This is a genomic window from Nitratireductor soli, assembly GCF_001050155.1.
Taxonomy (GTDB): Bacteria; Pseudomonadota; Alphaproteobacteria; order Rhizobiales; family Rhizobiaceae; genus Nitratireductor; species Nitratireductor soli.
The window spans coordinates 86,089-100,937 of record NZ_LFVY01000016.1 but is presented as its reverse complement, the minus strand read 5'-3'; the positions used below and the strand labels follow the sequence as shown (position 1 = coordinate 100,937).

At 60.9% G+C, this 14,849-nt stretch carries 13 protein-coding genes; 8 read left to right on the top strand and 5 right to left on the bottom strand.

Annotated elements, in window-relative coordinates:
* Positions 1 to 26: 26 nt before the first annotated feature.
* The 3 genes from AB843_RS19445 to AB843_RS19435 form a co-directional block, all read right to left on the bottom strand.
* A complete protein-coding gene (locus AB843_RS19445) occupies positions 27 to 428 on the bottom strand; it encodes a hypothetical protein (protein WP_048648549.1) in 402 nt (133 codons plus the stop codon).
* Positions 429 to 527: 99 nt separating this feature from the next.
* Positions 528 to 2,672 (bottom strand): ParB/RepB/Spo0J family partition protein, encoded by a 2,145-nt coding sequence (locus AB843_RS19440; protein ID WP_048648548.1) that lies wholly within the window; start codon positions 2,670 to 2,672, stop codon positions 528 to 530.
* 175 nt (positions 2,673 to 2,847) lie between these two features.
* Positions 2,848 to 4,041, bottom strand: coding sequence for a hypothetical protein (locus AB843_RS19435; protein WP_048648547.1), 1,194 nt, complete (start codon positions 4,039 to 4,041; stop codon positions 2,848 to 2,850).
* Positions 4,042 to 4,393: 352 nt separating this feature from the next.
* On the opposite strand from AB843_RS19435, the gene AB843_RS19430 reads away from it, so the two are divergent.
* The 3 genes from AB843_RS19430 (at position 4,394) to AB843_RS19420 (ending at position 6,774) form a co-directional block, all read left to right on the top strand.
* A complete protein-coding gene (locus tag AB843_RS19430; protein ID WP_244468031.1) occupies positions 4,394 to 4,999 on the top strand; it encodes a type IV toxin-antitoxin system AbiEi family antitoxin domain-containing protein in 606 nt (201 codons plus the stop codon).
* Positions 5,000 to 5,164: 165 nt separating this feature from the next.
* Positions 5,165 to 5,542, top strand: coding sequence for a helix-turn-helix domain-containing protein (locus tag AB843_RS19425; RefSeq protein WP_048648545.1), 378 nt, complete (start codon positions 5,165 to 5,167; stop codon positions 5,540 to 5,542).
* Complete coding sequence (locus tag AB843_RS19420; RefSeq protein WP_048648544.1) at positions 5,542 to 6,774, top strand: type II toxin-antitoxin system HipA family toxin; 1,233 nt, start codon at positions 5,542 to 5,544, stop codon at positions 6,772 to 6,774. The genes AB843_RS19425 and AB843_RS19420 overlap by 1 nt, the downstream gene beginning before the upstream one ends.
* Before the next feature lie 245 nt (positions 6,775 to 7,019).
* Here AB843_RS19420 and AB843_RS25110 read toward each other — a convergent pair whose 3' ends face one another.
* On the bottom strand, positions 7,020 to 7,190 hold the full coding sequence (locus AB843_RS25110; protein ID WP_082143912.1) for a YegP family protein: 171 nt from the start codon (positions 7,188 to 7,190) through the stop codon (positions 7,020 to 7,022).
* 138 nt (positions 7,191 to 7,328) lie between these two features.
* Positions 7,329 to 7,583, bottom strand: a complete 255-nt coding sequence (locus tag AB843_RS25105) for a hypothetical protein (protein ID WP_082143911.1) — start codon at positions 7,581 to 7,583, stop codon at positions 7,329 to 7,331.
* A gap of 160 nt (positions 7,584 to 7,743) precedes the next feature.
* On the opposite strand from AB843_RS25105, the gene AB843_RS19415 reads away from it, so the two are divergent.
* The 5 genes from AB843_RS19415 to AB843_RS19395 are packed head-to-tail and all read left to right on the top strand — an operon-like array spanning position 7,744 to position 14,844.
* The gene (locus tag AB843_RS19415; protein ID WP_048648543.1) at positions 7,744 to 8,376 is read left to right on the top strand and encodes a restriction endonuclease subunit S; all 633 of its coding nucleotides are present in this window, start codon (positions 7,744 to 7,746) and stop codon (positions 8,374 to 8,376) included.
* A gap of 7 nt (positions 8,377 to 8,383) precedes the next feature.
* Entirely contained in the window at positions 8,384 to 9,910 is a 1,527-nt protein-coding gene (locus tag AB843_RS19410; protein WP_048648542.1) for a type I restriction-modification system subunit M, read from the top strand.
* A complete protein-coding gene (locus AB843_RS19405) occupies positions 9,900 to 11,141 on the top strand; it encodes a restriction endonuclease subunit S (protein ID WP_048648541.1) in 1,242 nt (413 codons plus the stop codon). The genes AB843_RS19410 and AB843_RS19405 overlap by 11 nt, the downstream gene beginning before the upstream one ends.
* Positions 11,138 to 14,107, top strand: coding sequence for a type I restriction endonuclease subunit R (locus AB843_RS19400; protein ID WP_048648540.1), 2,970 nt, complete (start codon positions 11,138 to 11,140; stop codon positions 14,105 to 14,107). The genes AB843_RS19405 and AB843_RS19400 overlap by 4 nt, the downstream gene beginning before the upstream one ends.
* A complete protein-coding gene (locus tag AB843_RS19395; RefSeq protein WP_048648539.1) occupies positions 14,104 to 14,844 on the top strand; it encodes a M48 family metallopeptidase in 741 nt (246 codons plus the stop codon). The genes AB843_RS19400 and AB843_RS19395 overlap by 4 nt, the downstream gene beginning before the upstream one ends.
* Positions 14,845 to 14,849 lie beyond the last annotated feature (5 nt).

The following is a 14,849-nucleotide window of genomic DNA, read 5'->3' as shown; positions in this document are numbered from 1 at the left end:
AGGCCGGGCGCGCGCATGGTCGGGAATCATCGCACACCTGCCTCAGCCAGCCACCGGTCGGTGCTGATCCACTTGATCGTGCGGCCGGTGGAGAGATCGAGCAGATGGGCGCCGCCGGAGAAACCGTCGACGACAGGGTCCGAGGCAATGCCGGCCCATTGAAACCCCCAGGTGCCGGAGAGCGCGAACGCCTCGGCGCAGCGGGTGACGAAGGTGACCAGCAATTGCGGATCGGCGGTTCCGGGGTCGCGAAGCCAGAGGCGCGTCGCGCCATGCTCGGGCGTGAGCGAGAGCAGGAAGGGTTCGGCGGACGGGTCCTCGCGACCGTTCTCGGCCATCAGCGCGGTGTAGATGTCGAACGCCTGCGCGACATTGGCGACCGAGCCGACGTCGAGCAGGCACGAGAAGCGGGTGAGATATTCGGCCATATCAGGCTCCTGAAACGAAAGGAGCCCGGCACTGGGCCGGGCTCTGAGTGGATGGGATTGGGAAGGTGCGGAGCGGCCGAAGCCGCCCCGCGAGCCCGCTCATTCGGCGGCGACGAGGTGACGCTCGTCGTCTTCGCCATCGGCCGGCGATTCCGTTTCCTCGTCGGCGCTGAGGAAGTCAGGCAGTTCGGCCCCATCGGCTTCTCCGCCGCCGTCCACTTCCGATGCCGCATCGCCGTCGACGCTAGCAATCCGAAGCGGCTCAGGCAGCCAGCCACTATCGGCCAGGAGACGCTCGGCCTCCTTGGCCATATCGCCCTTCTTCAGATGGTCGATAAGCTCTGCCGCCCGTTCGCCGGCGCCTTCGCGGACAGCTTCGAGGATGCGAGGCTTGGTGACACGACTGAGGTAATTGCCGAAGGTCGGGCGCCAACCGGCTTCGACGATGTCGAGCCCGGTCGCCCGCGTCAGCCGATCGGCCTGCGCGAGCCTCATATCGAGCGTGTGCTGCGACACGCCGCCCGCGCTGTGCGGGTTCGGCCGCTCATAGAGCGCGTTGACCCCATAGCTGACGCAATGCGCCAGCAAAGCCATGCGGCTGGCATCGTCGAGCGCGGCGAGCCAGTCCCAGAGGGCGTCGTCGTCCTTCGGGATGTCGGCGGCCCATGCGTCGTGACGCTCCTGCACGGCGCGAGCGGAAGGGCTGTCCTTCAGCGCCTCGTCCTGAACGGGGAAGAAGATGTGCTTCACCCCGGCCTCCATGGCGCCCGTGTACATGCGGGTCATGAAGTTGTCCGAGACGAGTTTGTGGAGGAGCGCCGTCATGGCGATGTGCGGGTTTTCCGCCACCGCGTTGCGCAGCGCGAGGGTGCGGTAGGCGGTCAGCTCGACGACGAGGCGTTCGGGCAACGGCCTGATGCTGTCGTCCTCATCGTCCTGCTCGGGTTCGACTGGCTGGCCGCCGATGGTGATGACGGCGCGTTGCACCGACGGGCGATCGGCGTCGACGGATTCGGTGTCTGTCTCCGATCCTTCCTCGCCATCGGCACGGACCTGAGGCACATCCTCGGGCCGGACGAAGCCGCGATCGACCGAAAGTGATCCGTCGGCGTCGATGCTGACGAAGACGCCGGCGATGGCGATGTCGGCCGGGTCGAAGTGCTCCGGGCGATCGTCGAACGCGGCCAGAGCCGTCTCGATCTCGCCCATACGCTCGTCGACCTCATCGGGCAGCTCGTCGGCGTCCTGATATTCCGCTTCGAGCCTGGCCTGCTCGGCGGTGAGCGCATCAATGGTCGCCTGTTCCTCGGCCGACAGATCGATCGGCGCGCCGGAGACCTCGTGCAGGCCGCGTACCGCGTCGTAGGGGAAGCTGACCGCGACCTCGATCCACTTCCAGCCTTCGGCGGCGATCGCCTCGGCCTCGGCCTTCAGTTTCTCGGCGACGAGGCGATCGAGAAGCCCCACGTCCTGCAGCCAGCCGCCATCGTCGGCCTGGAACAGGTCGCGCATGACGATGCCGCCAGCGGCCTCATAGGTGTCGATTCCAAGGAAGACGGCGCGCTTGTCGGAGGCGCGCACCGTGGTCTCGGTCAGCATGCGCCGGATCTGATAGGGCTCCTTCGACCAGGCGTCCTTGATCGCGTCCCAGACCTGGGTCTGACGCTCGTGGTCGCCGGACACGGTGAAGGCCATGAGCTGCTCCAGCGTCATGCCATCGTCGGCATAGACGTCGTGCAGCGCGGGCGACACGGTTGCGAGGCGTAGCCGCTGTTTGACCACGTTGACGGGCACGAAGAACGCCGCGGCGATCTCTTCCTCGGTCATGCCCTTGGTCAGCATGTCGTGGAAGGCGCGAAACTGATCGAGCGGATGGAGCGGCGCGCGCTCGATGTTCTCGGCGAGCGACACTTCCTCGGGAAGGATGACGCCGTCGCGATCGCGGACCACGCAGGGCACGGGTGCGACCTTGGCGAGACGCTTCTGCTTCACCAGCAGTTCGAGTGCGCGGAAGCGGCGGCCGCCGGCGGGCACCTCGAACATGCCGGTCTCGTTGCCTTCGGCGTCAACGACGGGGAAGACGCTGAGGCTCTGGATCAGGCCGCGCCGGGCGATCGAGGCCGCCAGGTCCTCGATCGAGACGCCGGCCTTCACCCGCCGGACGTTGGACTGGCTGAGCACCAGCTTGTTGAAGGGGATGTCGCGCGAGGACGACAGGATGATCTTCTGAACAGCAGTAGCCATCGGGGATTACTCCGCGACGGGCGGCCGAGAGACTCTCTCTCAACCTCCAACCCGTCACGGAGCGAAGCGCCGCCCTCTTCCTCTAAAGGGGGCAGCGCCACGGACCGGCAAACCAGAAAGGCACGGAAGCGCAAAGCCGGAGACACGGACAACCGCATCCCCGGCTTCGCGGAAATCAGGCAGCTCGATCGAGCAGCTTCTTGGCCTTACCCTCCATGTCGAGGCGGGCGTCCTGATGCGGCTTGTCGCGCGCGACGGCAGTGATGCCCTGCACGAAATCGAAGATGGACTCCGGAGGACGGCCTTCCTCCGCCAGCACCCTGTCGATGATCTTGCCGGTCTCGGCCTTGGAGAAGCCCCGCCGACGCAGGAAGTCGGTGCGGTCTTCGTCCGTTCTGGCGACGATCCGCTCGCGGGCGGCCTTGATGCCGTTGACGAACGGCAGGGGCGAGGAGTTGGCGAAGTTCAGCAGCGCCGGGGCTGCCTCATGCGCGAAGCGGTTGGCCGCATATTTGGAGTGGCGGATGGTGATTTCCTCGAAATCCTCCACGCCCCACAAATTGCGATTCTGGCAGACCGCGCGCAGATAGAAGCTCGCCATGCCGAGCGTCTTGGCGCCGACTTCGGAATTCCAGCAATAGAAGCCGCGGAAATAGAGGTCGGGCGATCCGTCCGGCAGTCGGCCGGCCTCAATCGGATTCAGGTCGTCGACCAGGAACAGGAAGACGTCGCGGTCGGAGGCATAGAGCGTGGTCGTATCCTTGGTGATGTCGACGCGCGGATTGTAGATCCCGGTCGACCAGTCGAGCACGCCCGGCACCTTCCAGCGGGTGTCGCCCGTGCCGTTGCCGGCAATGCGCTGCACCGCCTCGACCAGTTCGTGATCGTAGATGCGGCCATAGTCCGGGCCAGTGACGGCGCGCAGTTCGACACGCCCAGTATCGGTTTCGAGCGTCTTGATCTGCTCGGCCCGATTGGAGGTCAGGCCATATTGCAGGTTGATGCCAGCAAGGGCGGCGGGGAGCTGCCGCAAATAGGCGGCGGGCGCTCCGACCAGGCTGGCGAGTTGGCCGAAGGACCAGTGCGTCGGCGCGACTGGCGCATCCGTGCCCGGCAGGATCAGGGCCAGCCGCTCCGGGTCGTTGCGGTTCGCCTCGACATGGATGAGCGCGCTCTCCACCACCCGCGTCCGGCTGCGTTCGGTGCGGTCGCGGACCGTGTGGGCCAACTCGGACAAGGAGAGGTAGCGCTCGTCGGCCGGACGCGAGAACCATTCGGACGAGACGCGGCCGACCCGCTCGCCACGGCCGACATCGACCTTGTAACCGCCGCGGGTGTCACGGCGCGCATCGAGGACCTGCATATTCATGGGACCAATCTCCATGACGGGCGCCGGAGACCTCTTCTCCGACCTTCAACCCGTCACGGGAAACAAGTCCACTCTCTCACTCTCAGCGGGGCGTTGCGGGGCAGCCGCCCTGCAGAAGGGGTCGGTCGAGACCAAGGCTCGGGCGCAGGGGAAGGCTTTCCCCTCCCGGTGCGGATGTACAAGGTGACCTGTTGAGCAGTCGTCGCTGTTGGCTCAGGGGTCCGTTTGAGGCGAACGCGTTTCGTAGAGCGGCAGCCTCTTCTACCTGGCACCTTTCTTCATCCACGCAGATTGATACAATTCCTCGGATAAGAGGTCCTTTTCTCCGAGGTTCCGTATCGTGCCGTCATCCATGTCCCAACGCCAGATTGCCCATACCGTGCTGACCGCGCGCGGCATTTCGCGCCTGGTAGAGCTGCGCGAAGCGGGTGTAACGGCTGCCACCATGAGCCGGATGGAACGTGACGGCGAGGTGCTTCGGCTCGCGCGCGGACTTTATCAGCTTTCCGACGCGCCCCTCGACGTTCACCATAGTCTTGCAGAGACGGCCAAACGGATTCCCAAGGGCGTCGTTTGCCTCGTTTCTGCCCTGGCGTTCCACGGGCTGACCGATCAGCTGCCCAGGAAAGTTTGGCTCGCGGTGGGCCGGAAGGACTGGTCCCCGAAACCCAAAGGCACGCCCATTCGGCTGGTACGTTTCACAGATCGTCTCCTTACGGAGGGGGTTGAGACCCACCCGGTCGAGAGGGTGCCCGTGAAGGTTTTCGGCGTCGCAAAGACGATTGCCGATTGCTTCCGATATCGGAACAAGATTGGCCTGTCCGTGGCGATCGAAGGCCTTCAGGAAGCGCTGCGCCAGCGCAAGACGACGGCAAGCGAGATTGCCAGCCAGGCTGAGCGAGGAACGGTCGCCACGGTCATTCGGCCCTATCTCGAGGCACTGACCGCCAATCGCTAAGGAGATCGAGAATATCGGCGCCTCAGTTCACACCCGCCTGTCGCCGGTCGCCAAAACGAGGCGATGGTGACCCAGGCGGGCGCCGACTGGTATTCTTGACTTTGGATTTAAATGGTCATATATGAGCAGTTGTCAGCAACATTGTGTCATATATGGACGATTTAGATGGGTTCCCCTAAGGCGAAACCAGCACTGGAACGACTGGGCCAGGATATCCGCAACGCGCGTCTGCGGCGTGGCATCGCCGTGGCGGATCTCGCCGTGCGTGCGGGAACCTCGCCAAGTTCCATCGCCCGCCTTGAACGGGGCGATCCGGGCGTTGCCATCGGAACGCTTGCCGACGTTCTCGTTGTGCTCGGCCTCCTGGAGCGCCTCGCTGACCTGGTCGATATCCGCAAGGACGATCTGGGGCTGGCGCTGGCAGCGGAGCACGGACCGCGCAGGGGCCGCTCCTTCGCGGCAAGGCTGAAAAAGCAGAAGGCTCAGACGGAGGAGACGCAGGATCGGCAGGACGTTGTGGACCCTGACGGGGCTTCCTTCTGATGGCCGATTTCGTCGCCCATGTCGCGCTTGGCGAAGGCCACGCATCGGTGGGCCAGTTGCGTTTCACCCATGCCGGGCCACGCCAATTCTCGACCTTCGCCTATGACGCCGAATGGATCGAAAACCCGCGCGCCTTCGCCATACAGCCCGATTTTCCTCTTGAGGCCGGCCCATTTCACACCTCGGGTCAGCCCGGCAACATGCGCGACGCCTTGGCGGGCGTTTTCGCGGATGCGGCTCCAGACAGTTGGGGACGCAGGCTGCTCGAACGCGCCTATGGCAATGGTCTCAACGAATTCGAGTATCTGACGCTTTCCGACGATACCTGCCGGCAGGGCGCGTTGCGCTTTCTGGATGACAAGGGCGAGGTCATTCGCGGCAAGGCAGCGGACGCCGTTCCGCGTCTGGTCGATCTCGAAACCATCACGGTGATCGCGCGCGCCTATGAGCAGGGCAAGGAAATCTCACCCGAGGAGATGCAGGCTCTGGCCGGCGCCGGCGGCTCCGGCGGTGCTCGCCCCAAAGCCAATGTCAGGGACGGCGATGTGCTGTGGCTGGCGAAGTTCACCTCGGTCCACGATCAACAGCCGATCGAGCGCGTCGAGGTCGCAACCCTTCGCCTGGCGGCAGCCTGCGGTATCCGCACGCCAGAGACACGGTTGGAGTTGGCCGACACGCCGTTCCCGGTCGCGCTGATCCAGCGGTTCGACCGGCGTGGGGCCGCTCGGATCCCATACATCTCCGCGCGCACCGCGCTCGGCAAGACAGGGGCGGAGCTGGGTTCCTATACGGAGATCGTCGATTTCATGCGGTCTTATTCATCCGACCCCATGGCCGACTTTCGCGAGCTCTATCGGCGTCTGATCTTCACGATCCTCGTGTCCAACAAGGACGATCACCTGAAGAACCACGGCTTCCTCTATGTGGGAGCGGGTCAATGGCGGCTGTCGCCGGTATTCGACGTGAACCCGGCGCCGGATCGCAACCCGTATCTCGAGACGGCGATCCTTGAGGGCGGGACTCATGATCGGTCGATCATCCTCGCACTGGAAGCCTGCGAATTTTTCGAGATTTCCGAGGCCGAGGCACGGGAGATCATCCGAACCATGGCGCAGCGCATTTCGGACGGATGGCGGGAAGCCTTCAGGCAGGTTGGCGTCTCTGGCGGGCTCGCACGCGATTATGAGGCTGCTTTCGTCGGCGATGAGATGGAAACAGCGCGCAGAGTTTAATTCATATATGACGATGAATCTCTGATTATCAGTCAAATATGAGTATTTGAGAGGTGTCGGCGTTGCGAATCACGACGGATCGTTGAGATGCGTTTGAAAGCGGGGCGTGGGAAATCCAGGAGTGAGCAACTGCAAAGGGCCAAGCCGCCGCGTGTCGGGCAATCAGATTTAGCTTGAAGGGCTGTGCAGAAAAATGAGCCCCGCAGCGTTCACTACGGGGCTCATCCAAACTCAAGATAGGTACGTTAGGTCCGATCGTGGACCTGGGCGAGCGGGGCAACCCTCTTCGCCGCATCGACGCCCGCCTGTGCGGACTGTTTGGAGGTGTAGACTTCGGAGTGGCACAGGGTTTCGCCGTTGGCACCCTTAAGACGCCAGAAGTACCCGCCTGCGTTCGCGCGAAGGATTTCAAACATGTAGCTGGCCCTCCTTGGGCCGGAAATGAGACCCGTCCGAAGCGCCGGGTCATTGATTTCTGAGGATGGGCCAGCTAGGGTAATGGTGTTCAAGCATGCCTAGCGGGCTTCGGCCCAGGTATTCGGAAATCGGCTGGTTTACGAGACCAGTCGGTTTTCCGTCCATGTTGCCTTCGAGGTGAGATACGGCCCCCTCGGCGGAAGTTCGTCTGGACTCACCGGCGGAACTTCAGGAAACCGCGTCCCATCCTTTACTTCAGCGATCCGGCCCTGATTGAGGCCGAAGAACGCTGCAATATCGTGATGGCGGTCGCCCCGCTTGATCATTCCGCGAATGAGCGCCGCATCGCGCTCCGTAATTGTGAGGCCACTGGGCTTCGCCCGTGATGCCATGCATTTCTCCTATGTTCCCAACGCCAGACTCTAGCCTGACGTCTCCTATATGAGCGCGATTCGCTTGACGGTCAATAGTAAATCAAATAATTGCTAGCCGTAGCTAGTTACGGTTTTATATTCTCTTGACGGCGTAGTGCGCTACGGCTATAAATCGCGTATGACGAAACGAGTGAAAACAGTCGCCCTCGGTCGCTCCGCCGCCCGCCTTCTGGATGTTGCGGAGGTCTTTGCGGGCGTTGGCGTGTCGCGCGAGGAAACGGTGGTTCGCCCTGGCGAACGGCTGCCGGTTATCGGCGTACGTGATCTCCAAGATGGCGCTGTAGCCGCGCGAGAAGCGCTGGACACAGTAGGCTTTTCGTCTCCCTCCAAAGCGGCGACCTATGCGGTGCAGGTCGATGACGTGCTCGTCACGGGGCGCGGTACGCTCCTGAAATTCGGCCTTGTGGGGGATGAGACAGTAGGGGCTATCGCCAGCGCAAACATCATTGTCGTGCGACCCGGCCCCGATGTGGCGGGCGGCGCGCTGTTTGCAATCCTGTCCAGCGATGTGTTTCGCCCAAAGATCGAGGTTCTGCGGAGAGGGGCGACGACGTTGCTGTCCCTGTCGCCAAAAGACCTTGCCAAGCTCGAAATCAATCTGCCGTCGCGGAACGAACAGGAGCGCATCGCCGCCCTCGTTAAGGACGCGCAAATCGCCTACCGCACCGCCCTGGAGGCTGCCGAAATCCGCCGCTCACTCGCGCGGCGTCTGATTGACGCTCGTCTGTTTGGCGACAACCAGAACAATTGAGGAAAACATGGCCAAGCTTACACGCACCGAACTGGAAAATCATCTTTGGAAATCCGCCGACATCCTGCGCGGCTCCATCGATAGTTCAGATTACAAGATCTACATCTTTGGCTTTCTGTTCCTGAAGCGGCTGTCTGATCGTTTCGAAGAAGAAGCCAAGGAGGCCATGCGTCAGGGTCTGCCGGAGGATGTCGCCTACAGCGACCCGGACGAGCATGAGTTCTTTCTGGTTGAACGCGCGCGCTGGTCGTCGATCAAAAAGCTGACGACGGGCATTGGCGATCACCTCAACAAGGCATGCGCCGCGATTGAGGACGCCAATCCCTCGATTGAAGGCGTACTGGCCAATATCGACTTCAATTCCGAATCACGCCTTGGCGACGCCAAGAACCGCGAAGGCGTTTTGTCGCGTCTGATCGATCACTTCTCACGCATCGACCTGTCGAACGCCTCGCTTTCCGAGCCGGACATGCTTGGTCGCGCCTATGAATATCTGATCGACAAATTCGCAGATGATGCAGGCAAGAAGGGTGGCGAGTTCTATACCCCCCATCATGTCGTGCGGCTGATTGTGGAGTTGCTGGACCCCAAGCCAGGCATGCGCATCAGCGATCCCACCTGCGGCTCCGGCGGCATGCTGGTTCAGGTCGCGGAGCATGTGGCGAAGCTTGAAGGCAAGAGACTGGGTGAAGCACTCAACATCACACTGCATGGGCAGGAAAAGAACCTTGGCACATGGGCCATCGCCAAGATGAACCTACTGCTGCACGGGCTACGCGATGCGCGTATTGAAAAGGGCGATACGATCCGCAATCCGCGCCTGCTCGATCAGGACGGCAACCTCTTCCTTTATGACCGCGTGATCGCCAATCCGCCTTTTTCGCTGGATAGCTGGGGCGCGGAGGATGTGTCAGGCGACACCGAGAAGAAGGGGCATAACCGCTTCATCTACGGCATTCCTCCTAAGAACATGGGCGACCTGGCCTTCGTTCAGCACATGGTGGCGACACTCAACGCCACGGGTGTGTGTGGCGTGGTGATGCCGCATGGGGTGCTGTTCCGCGGCTCGGGCGACGGCCGCATTCGCGAGGCGATGCTGAAAGCCGATCTGTTCGAGGCCATTATAGGCCTGCCAGAAAACTTGTTCGCCGGCACCGGCATTCCAGCAACCGTTTTGATCCTCAACAAGGCGAAAGCGCCCGAGCGGAAGGGCAAAGTGCTGTTCATTCACGGCGCAAAAGAGCTCGAGGAGCGGCCTAAAAAGAACATTATCGGCGAAGGTAACATCACGCGCATCGTTGGCGCCTTCAAGTCATGGACGGATGAGGATCGCTTCTGCCGCGTTGTCGACATGAATGAGATTGAGGAGAACGATTTCAACCTCAACATCTCCCGTTACATCGACACACTGGAGCCCGAAAAGCCAATTGATGTGCAGGCTGAGCTTGCCAAGCTCTGGGATGCTGAGAATGCCCGGGACGCCGCTGCCGCACGCATGAACGCCCTTCTCAAGGAGATGGGTTATGTCAGTTGAAGTGCCCAAGGGTTGGCGAGAAGTGCGCATCGGTCAAATCGCCCAAGAAATCTCGAATAGAAATCACACGAGCGCCGACATTCCGGTCTTGAGCATGACGAAGCACCGGGGCTTCGTTCGCTCCAATGAGTATTTCTCAAAGTCCGTTCATAGTGAAAATACCGGGCAATATAAAGTTGTGAAGCGTGGGCAATTTGCCTACGCCACGATTCACCTCGATGAAGGTTCTATCGACTACCTGAAAAATGAAGACGCGGGTCTGATAAGCCCGATGTATACGGTTTTCGAAACCAACTGCGAAGAGATCGACCCTGAAGTCGCTCTCCAAAAATTTAAGAGATTCGCGCTAAGTGGCCGCTTCGCCCCCTATAGCAATGGCGGGGTAAATCGCAGAAAATCTATTCTGTTCAGCGATTTGTCTGCCTTCAAATTTGCGCTTCCCCCGCTCGCCGAACAGCGTGCGATTGCGGAGGTTTTGGGTTCTGCGGAGGAGGCTATAGCCAAAACAGAGGCATTGATTGCGGCGCTGCTGAGCACAAAAAACGAGATTTTGGAGGATCGCCTTAGAATTTCCACTCAAAGAGGCTGGAACATTTGTCGATTGCGCGATGTCGCGACAATCCGAACCGGGATATCTAAGAGCAAAGAACGGAAGTTCAAAACCCCGCTTTCAGTCCCGTATTTGAGGGTAGCAAACGTCCAAGATGGCTATTTGGATCTTGAAGAAATCAAATTGATCACGATCGAGCGGGATCAGCTTGGTCGTTATTCTCTCCAAGAAGGAGATGTTCTCTTCAACGAGGGTGGAGATTTCGACAAGCTTGGTCGTGGATGTGTTTGGGCTGGTCAAGTCTTGCCCTGCGTCCATCAGAACCACGTGTTCGCAGTTAGGTGTAAGCCCACACTCAACCCCGAATTTCTAGCTCTGTTGGCCGCCAGCCGAAAGGGAAAGGCTTACTTCCGTCTTTCATCGAAGCAAACGACAAATCTTGCGTCGATAAACACGAGCGATCTGCGCTCATTTCCGGTGCTTTTGCCCCCGATGAATGAACAGTTGGAGATTGCCGCGATCGCGAGGAGCTTTGATGCCCGAGTGAACGCTGAGAAGGCAAGTCTTGCACTTCTCGTGGAAATGCGTTCCGCTCTTGTCCAGGAGCTTCTGTCCGGTCGCGTGCGCCTTCCAGACAGCATTGTTGCGCGGCATCGCGACAAAGCTGGGCAAGCGGCATGAGCGACACCAGCGAGCAGCTAGAGCGTGAATGGGTAGAGGAGCCGGCGACAGACCTGCTGCGGGTGCTCTTCGACTATAAGCCGTTGTTTCCAGACGACGTGCGACGGTTGCGCGATAGTCTGGCAACCGAGCCGGTTTTGACGGTTCGCCTTACAGAGTGCCTGAAGCGCTTCAATCCGTGGCTCGGCGAGGACGGTGTCCGCCGCGCTGTTGCGGCTGTCACGCGCGTTACAGCCGTCGATGTTATGGAAGCCAATGAGAGCGCTTATACGGCTCTCACCTACGGCGTGACGGCCCCCCACACGGAAGGCGGCAGACGACAGGACCGCAATGTTCGGTTCTTCGATTTCGACGATCCATCCGCAAACACGTTCGAGTTCGCCCACCAAGTCGCCATCAAGGGTGCTCGTCAGGACATCATCCCCGATATCGTCGTTTACGTGAACGGTCTCCCGCTCGCGGTGATTGAATGCAAATCGCCATCATTGGCCGACCCGATGGGCGAGGCGATCCGTCAGTTCCGGCGCTATGAGAGCCGCGACGAATTCGCGGGGCTTGGCGCTCCCCGTTTGTTCGAGACGGCACAGATTTCCATTGCATTGGCGCGCGACGTGGCAAAGTACGGCACGACGCTGACCCCCGCTCGCCAATGGGCTGAGTGGAAAGATCCCTATCCACTCACGCTCGATGCGCTGTCCGCGCAATTGGGTCGAACGCCAACCGGGCAAGACATTTTGCTTGCCGGGCTTCTCGCACCGGCCAATCTGCTCGATCTCATCCGCAACTTCGTCATGTTCGAAACCATCGACGGGCGGCGCATCAAGAAATTGGCGCGTTATCAGCAGTTCGTTGCCGTTGGCAAAGCGATAGAGCGCATCCGAACCGCACCCAATCCGCAGCGCCGTGGCGGTGTTATCCACCATACCCAAGGCTCCGGTAAATCGCTGACGATGGTGTTTCTGGCGACCAAGCTCAGACGCTTGCCCGAAGCCGAGAACCCGACGATTGTCATCGTCACGGATCGAACCGATCTTGACGACCAGATCACCGGACAATTCCAGCGCTCCGGCTTTGCCAACCCCATACAGGCCGAAAGCGGAGACGCGCTGCGTAAGGCTCTGTCGGGCGGCGCTGGAACAACCGTTCTGACGACCGTCCATAAGTTTCACAGTGCCGTGCCGAAACGCTCGTCGGTCATTTCCAAGGCGCGGAACGTATTCGTCATGGTCGATGAAGCGCACCGCACGCAATATGGCGCGCTTGCCGCCCGGATGCGCGCAGGGCTGCCCAATGCCTGCATGATCGCCTTTACCGGCACGCCCATCGACAAGAAGGACCGTAGCACCCGTGAGGTGTTCGGCGATTACCTGCACCGCTACCTGATCGACCAGGCCGTGAAGGATGGAGCGACCGTCCCGATCTACTACGAGATGCGCGACGCGCAACTTCGGATCGACGGGCGCGATCTCGAACGGGATATTCGGGCCACGTTCCCGGAACTGTCTGACGACGAGATTGAGAAGCTGAAGCGCGGCATGCGACTTCAAGAGAAATTGGCCGGAGCGCCGGTTCGTGTCGAGGCCATCGCTGGGGATATTCTCGCGCATTATCGAAGCACTATCGAACCGAATGGTTTCAAAGCCCAAATAGTGACGGTCAGCCGAGACGTCGCCGTGACCTACGTCGAAGCTTTGCGGCAGCTCGGTGCGCCAGAATGCGCGCTGATCATGTCCGCGTCGAACAATGACAGCGCCCGGTTGCAAGCCCATCACCTGTCCAAACGCGACCGCGACACCATGATTGGCCGGTTCAAGAAGCGTGACGATCCGCTGAAAATCTTGGTCGTGTGCGATATGCTGCTCACCGGTTTTGACGCGCCGGTAGAGCAGGTTCTGTATCTCGATGCCCCTCTGCGAGAGCACACGCTTTTGCAGGCGATTGCTCGCGTGAACCGCACCGCCGATGGCAAGACCTACGGGTTGGTCGTGGATTATTGGGGGGACAATCGGCGCATTTCTGACGCATTGGATATGTTCTCCGACGAGGATGGCATAGCCGGCGCGCTCCGTCCGCTGTCCGAGAAAATCCAACTTCTGGAGAGTCGGCACCGGGCCGCCATTCGGCTCGTCGAAGGCCTTAGCCGTCAGGACGATTTGGCGTGCGTTGAACTGCTGCGCCCTGACGACATCCGCGCCAAATTCGAGCTCGACTTCCTACGTTTTGCCGAAGCCATGGACATGGTCTTGCCTGATCCCAAGGCATTGGAAGAACCCTATCCGTCCGACCTGAAGTGGCTATCGCGCATTCGCGTTCTCGCCCGCCGCGCCTATCACGAGGAGCCATTTGACCCGAAGGACTACGGCGCGAAGGTGGGCGAGATTATCACCAGCCACCTCTCGGTGACGGGTGTCGAACAGCTGCTGGTGAAGTTCGATATTCTCGACCCCGCGTTCCGTCCGCATCTGGAAAGCCTCAGGTCGAGCGCTGCCAAGGCTGCCGAGATCGAGCACGCCATTCGCCAGGAGATCCACGTCCACCGCGACGAGAACCCCACGGCTTACGCCTCGCTTTGGGAACAGTTGGAGCGGATCGTCAATGACAGGCGGGAAGCTCGCGTGTCCGCTGCCAGCGCCTTGACCCAGCTTGAAGCAATGGTCGGGCAAGCCGCAGATATTCGCTCGGGCGCGGCGGGCAGAAGCGACGGCCTTACCGGAACGGCTGCCGCCATCCTGCCCTTCATTGACGCTGACCTACCAGACCCCGAACGCTCCCGGAGCGCTGCCGGTATCACCAAGGCGCTTGAGGAGTATGCCGAGGTTGTCGACTGGCATCAAAAGGAGGACGTCCAGCGACAGATGCGCCGATCCATCAAGGAGCAATTGCGCAGCTTGGGATTGGATGCGCACAAGGTTGAAGCCACGACGGCAAAGATCATGGATGTCGCCCGCGCGAGGTATGCGGGATGACGGACGCGGCTCAGCATTCCATCGTTTTTGGCGGCGAAACGTTTGCATTCCTGATCGAGCGGACGGCGCGCCGGAAAACCGTGGCGATATCTGTTGGCTTCGACGGAGTGCGCGTCCTCGCGCCGTCGGACTTAGACGATGACCGCGTCCTCGGCATCGTTCGCAAGAAAGGCGCTTGGCTGCTTCGCAAACAGGCGGCGTACCGCGAACTTGGGGGGCAGCCGGTCGCCAAGGAATTTGTGAGTGGCGAGACCTTTCACTACCTCGGCCGCCAATATCGCCTGAAGCTCATTCCCGACGAAACCGCCGTCACGACCCGGATTGCTGCGAGAGGTTCCACCCTTGTCGCGCCGGTGCTGCCGAATGGCCATGAATCCATTCAGCGCGCCGCTGTCCGCAGCGGGCTCAGGCACTGGTACCGAGCGCATGCGATCCAGCATTTTCCTGCCCGCGCGCGAATGATCGCAGAGACGCTTGGCATTCCAACACCGACCGTCAATGTCGTTGACCAGTCCAAACGCTGGGGAAGCTGCGATTCACGGGGGCGCATCCGCCTCAACTGGCGCTTGGTGATGGCTCCGATGCCGCTGGTCGACTACGTTATTGCACACGAGGCTTGTCACGTTCTTGAGCACAATCATTCACGGCGATTTTGGCGGTCGTTGGAAACGATCATGCCGGACTACGAGGATCGCCTAAGAAGACTTGATAGAATGGGGCACCAGTTCATTTGGTGATTTTT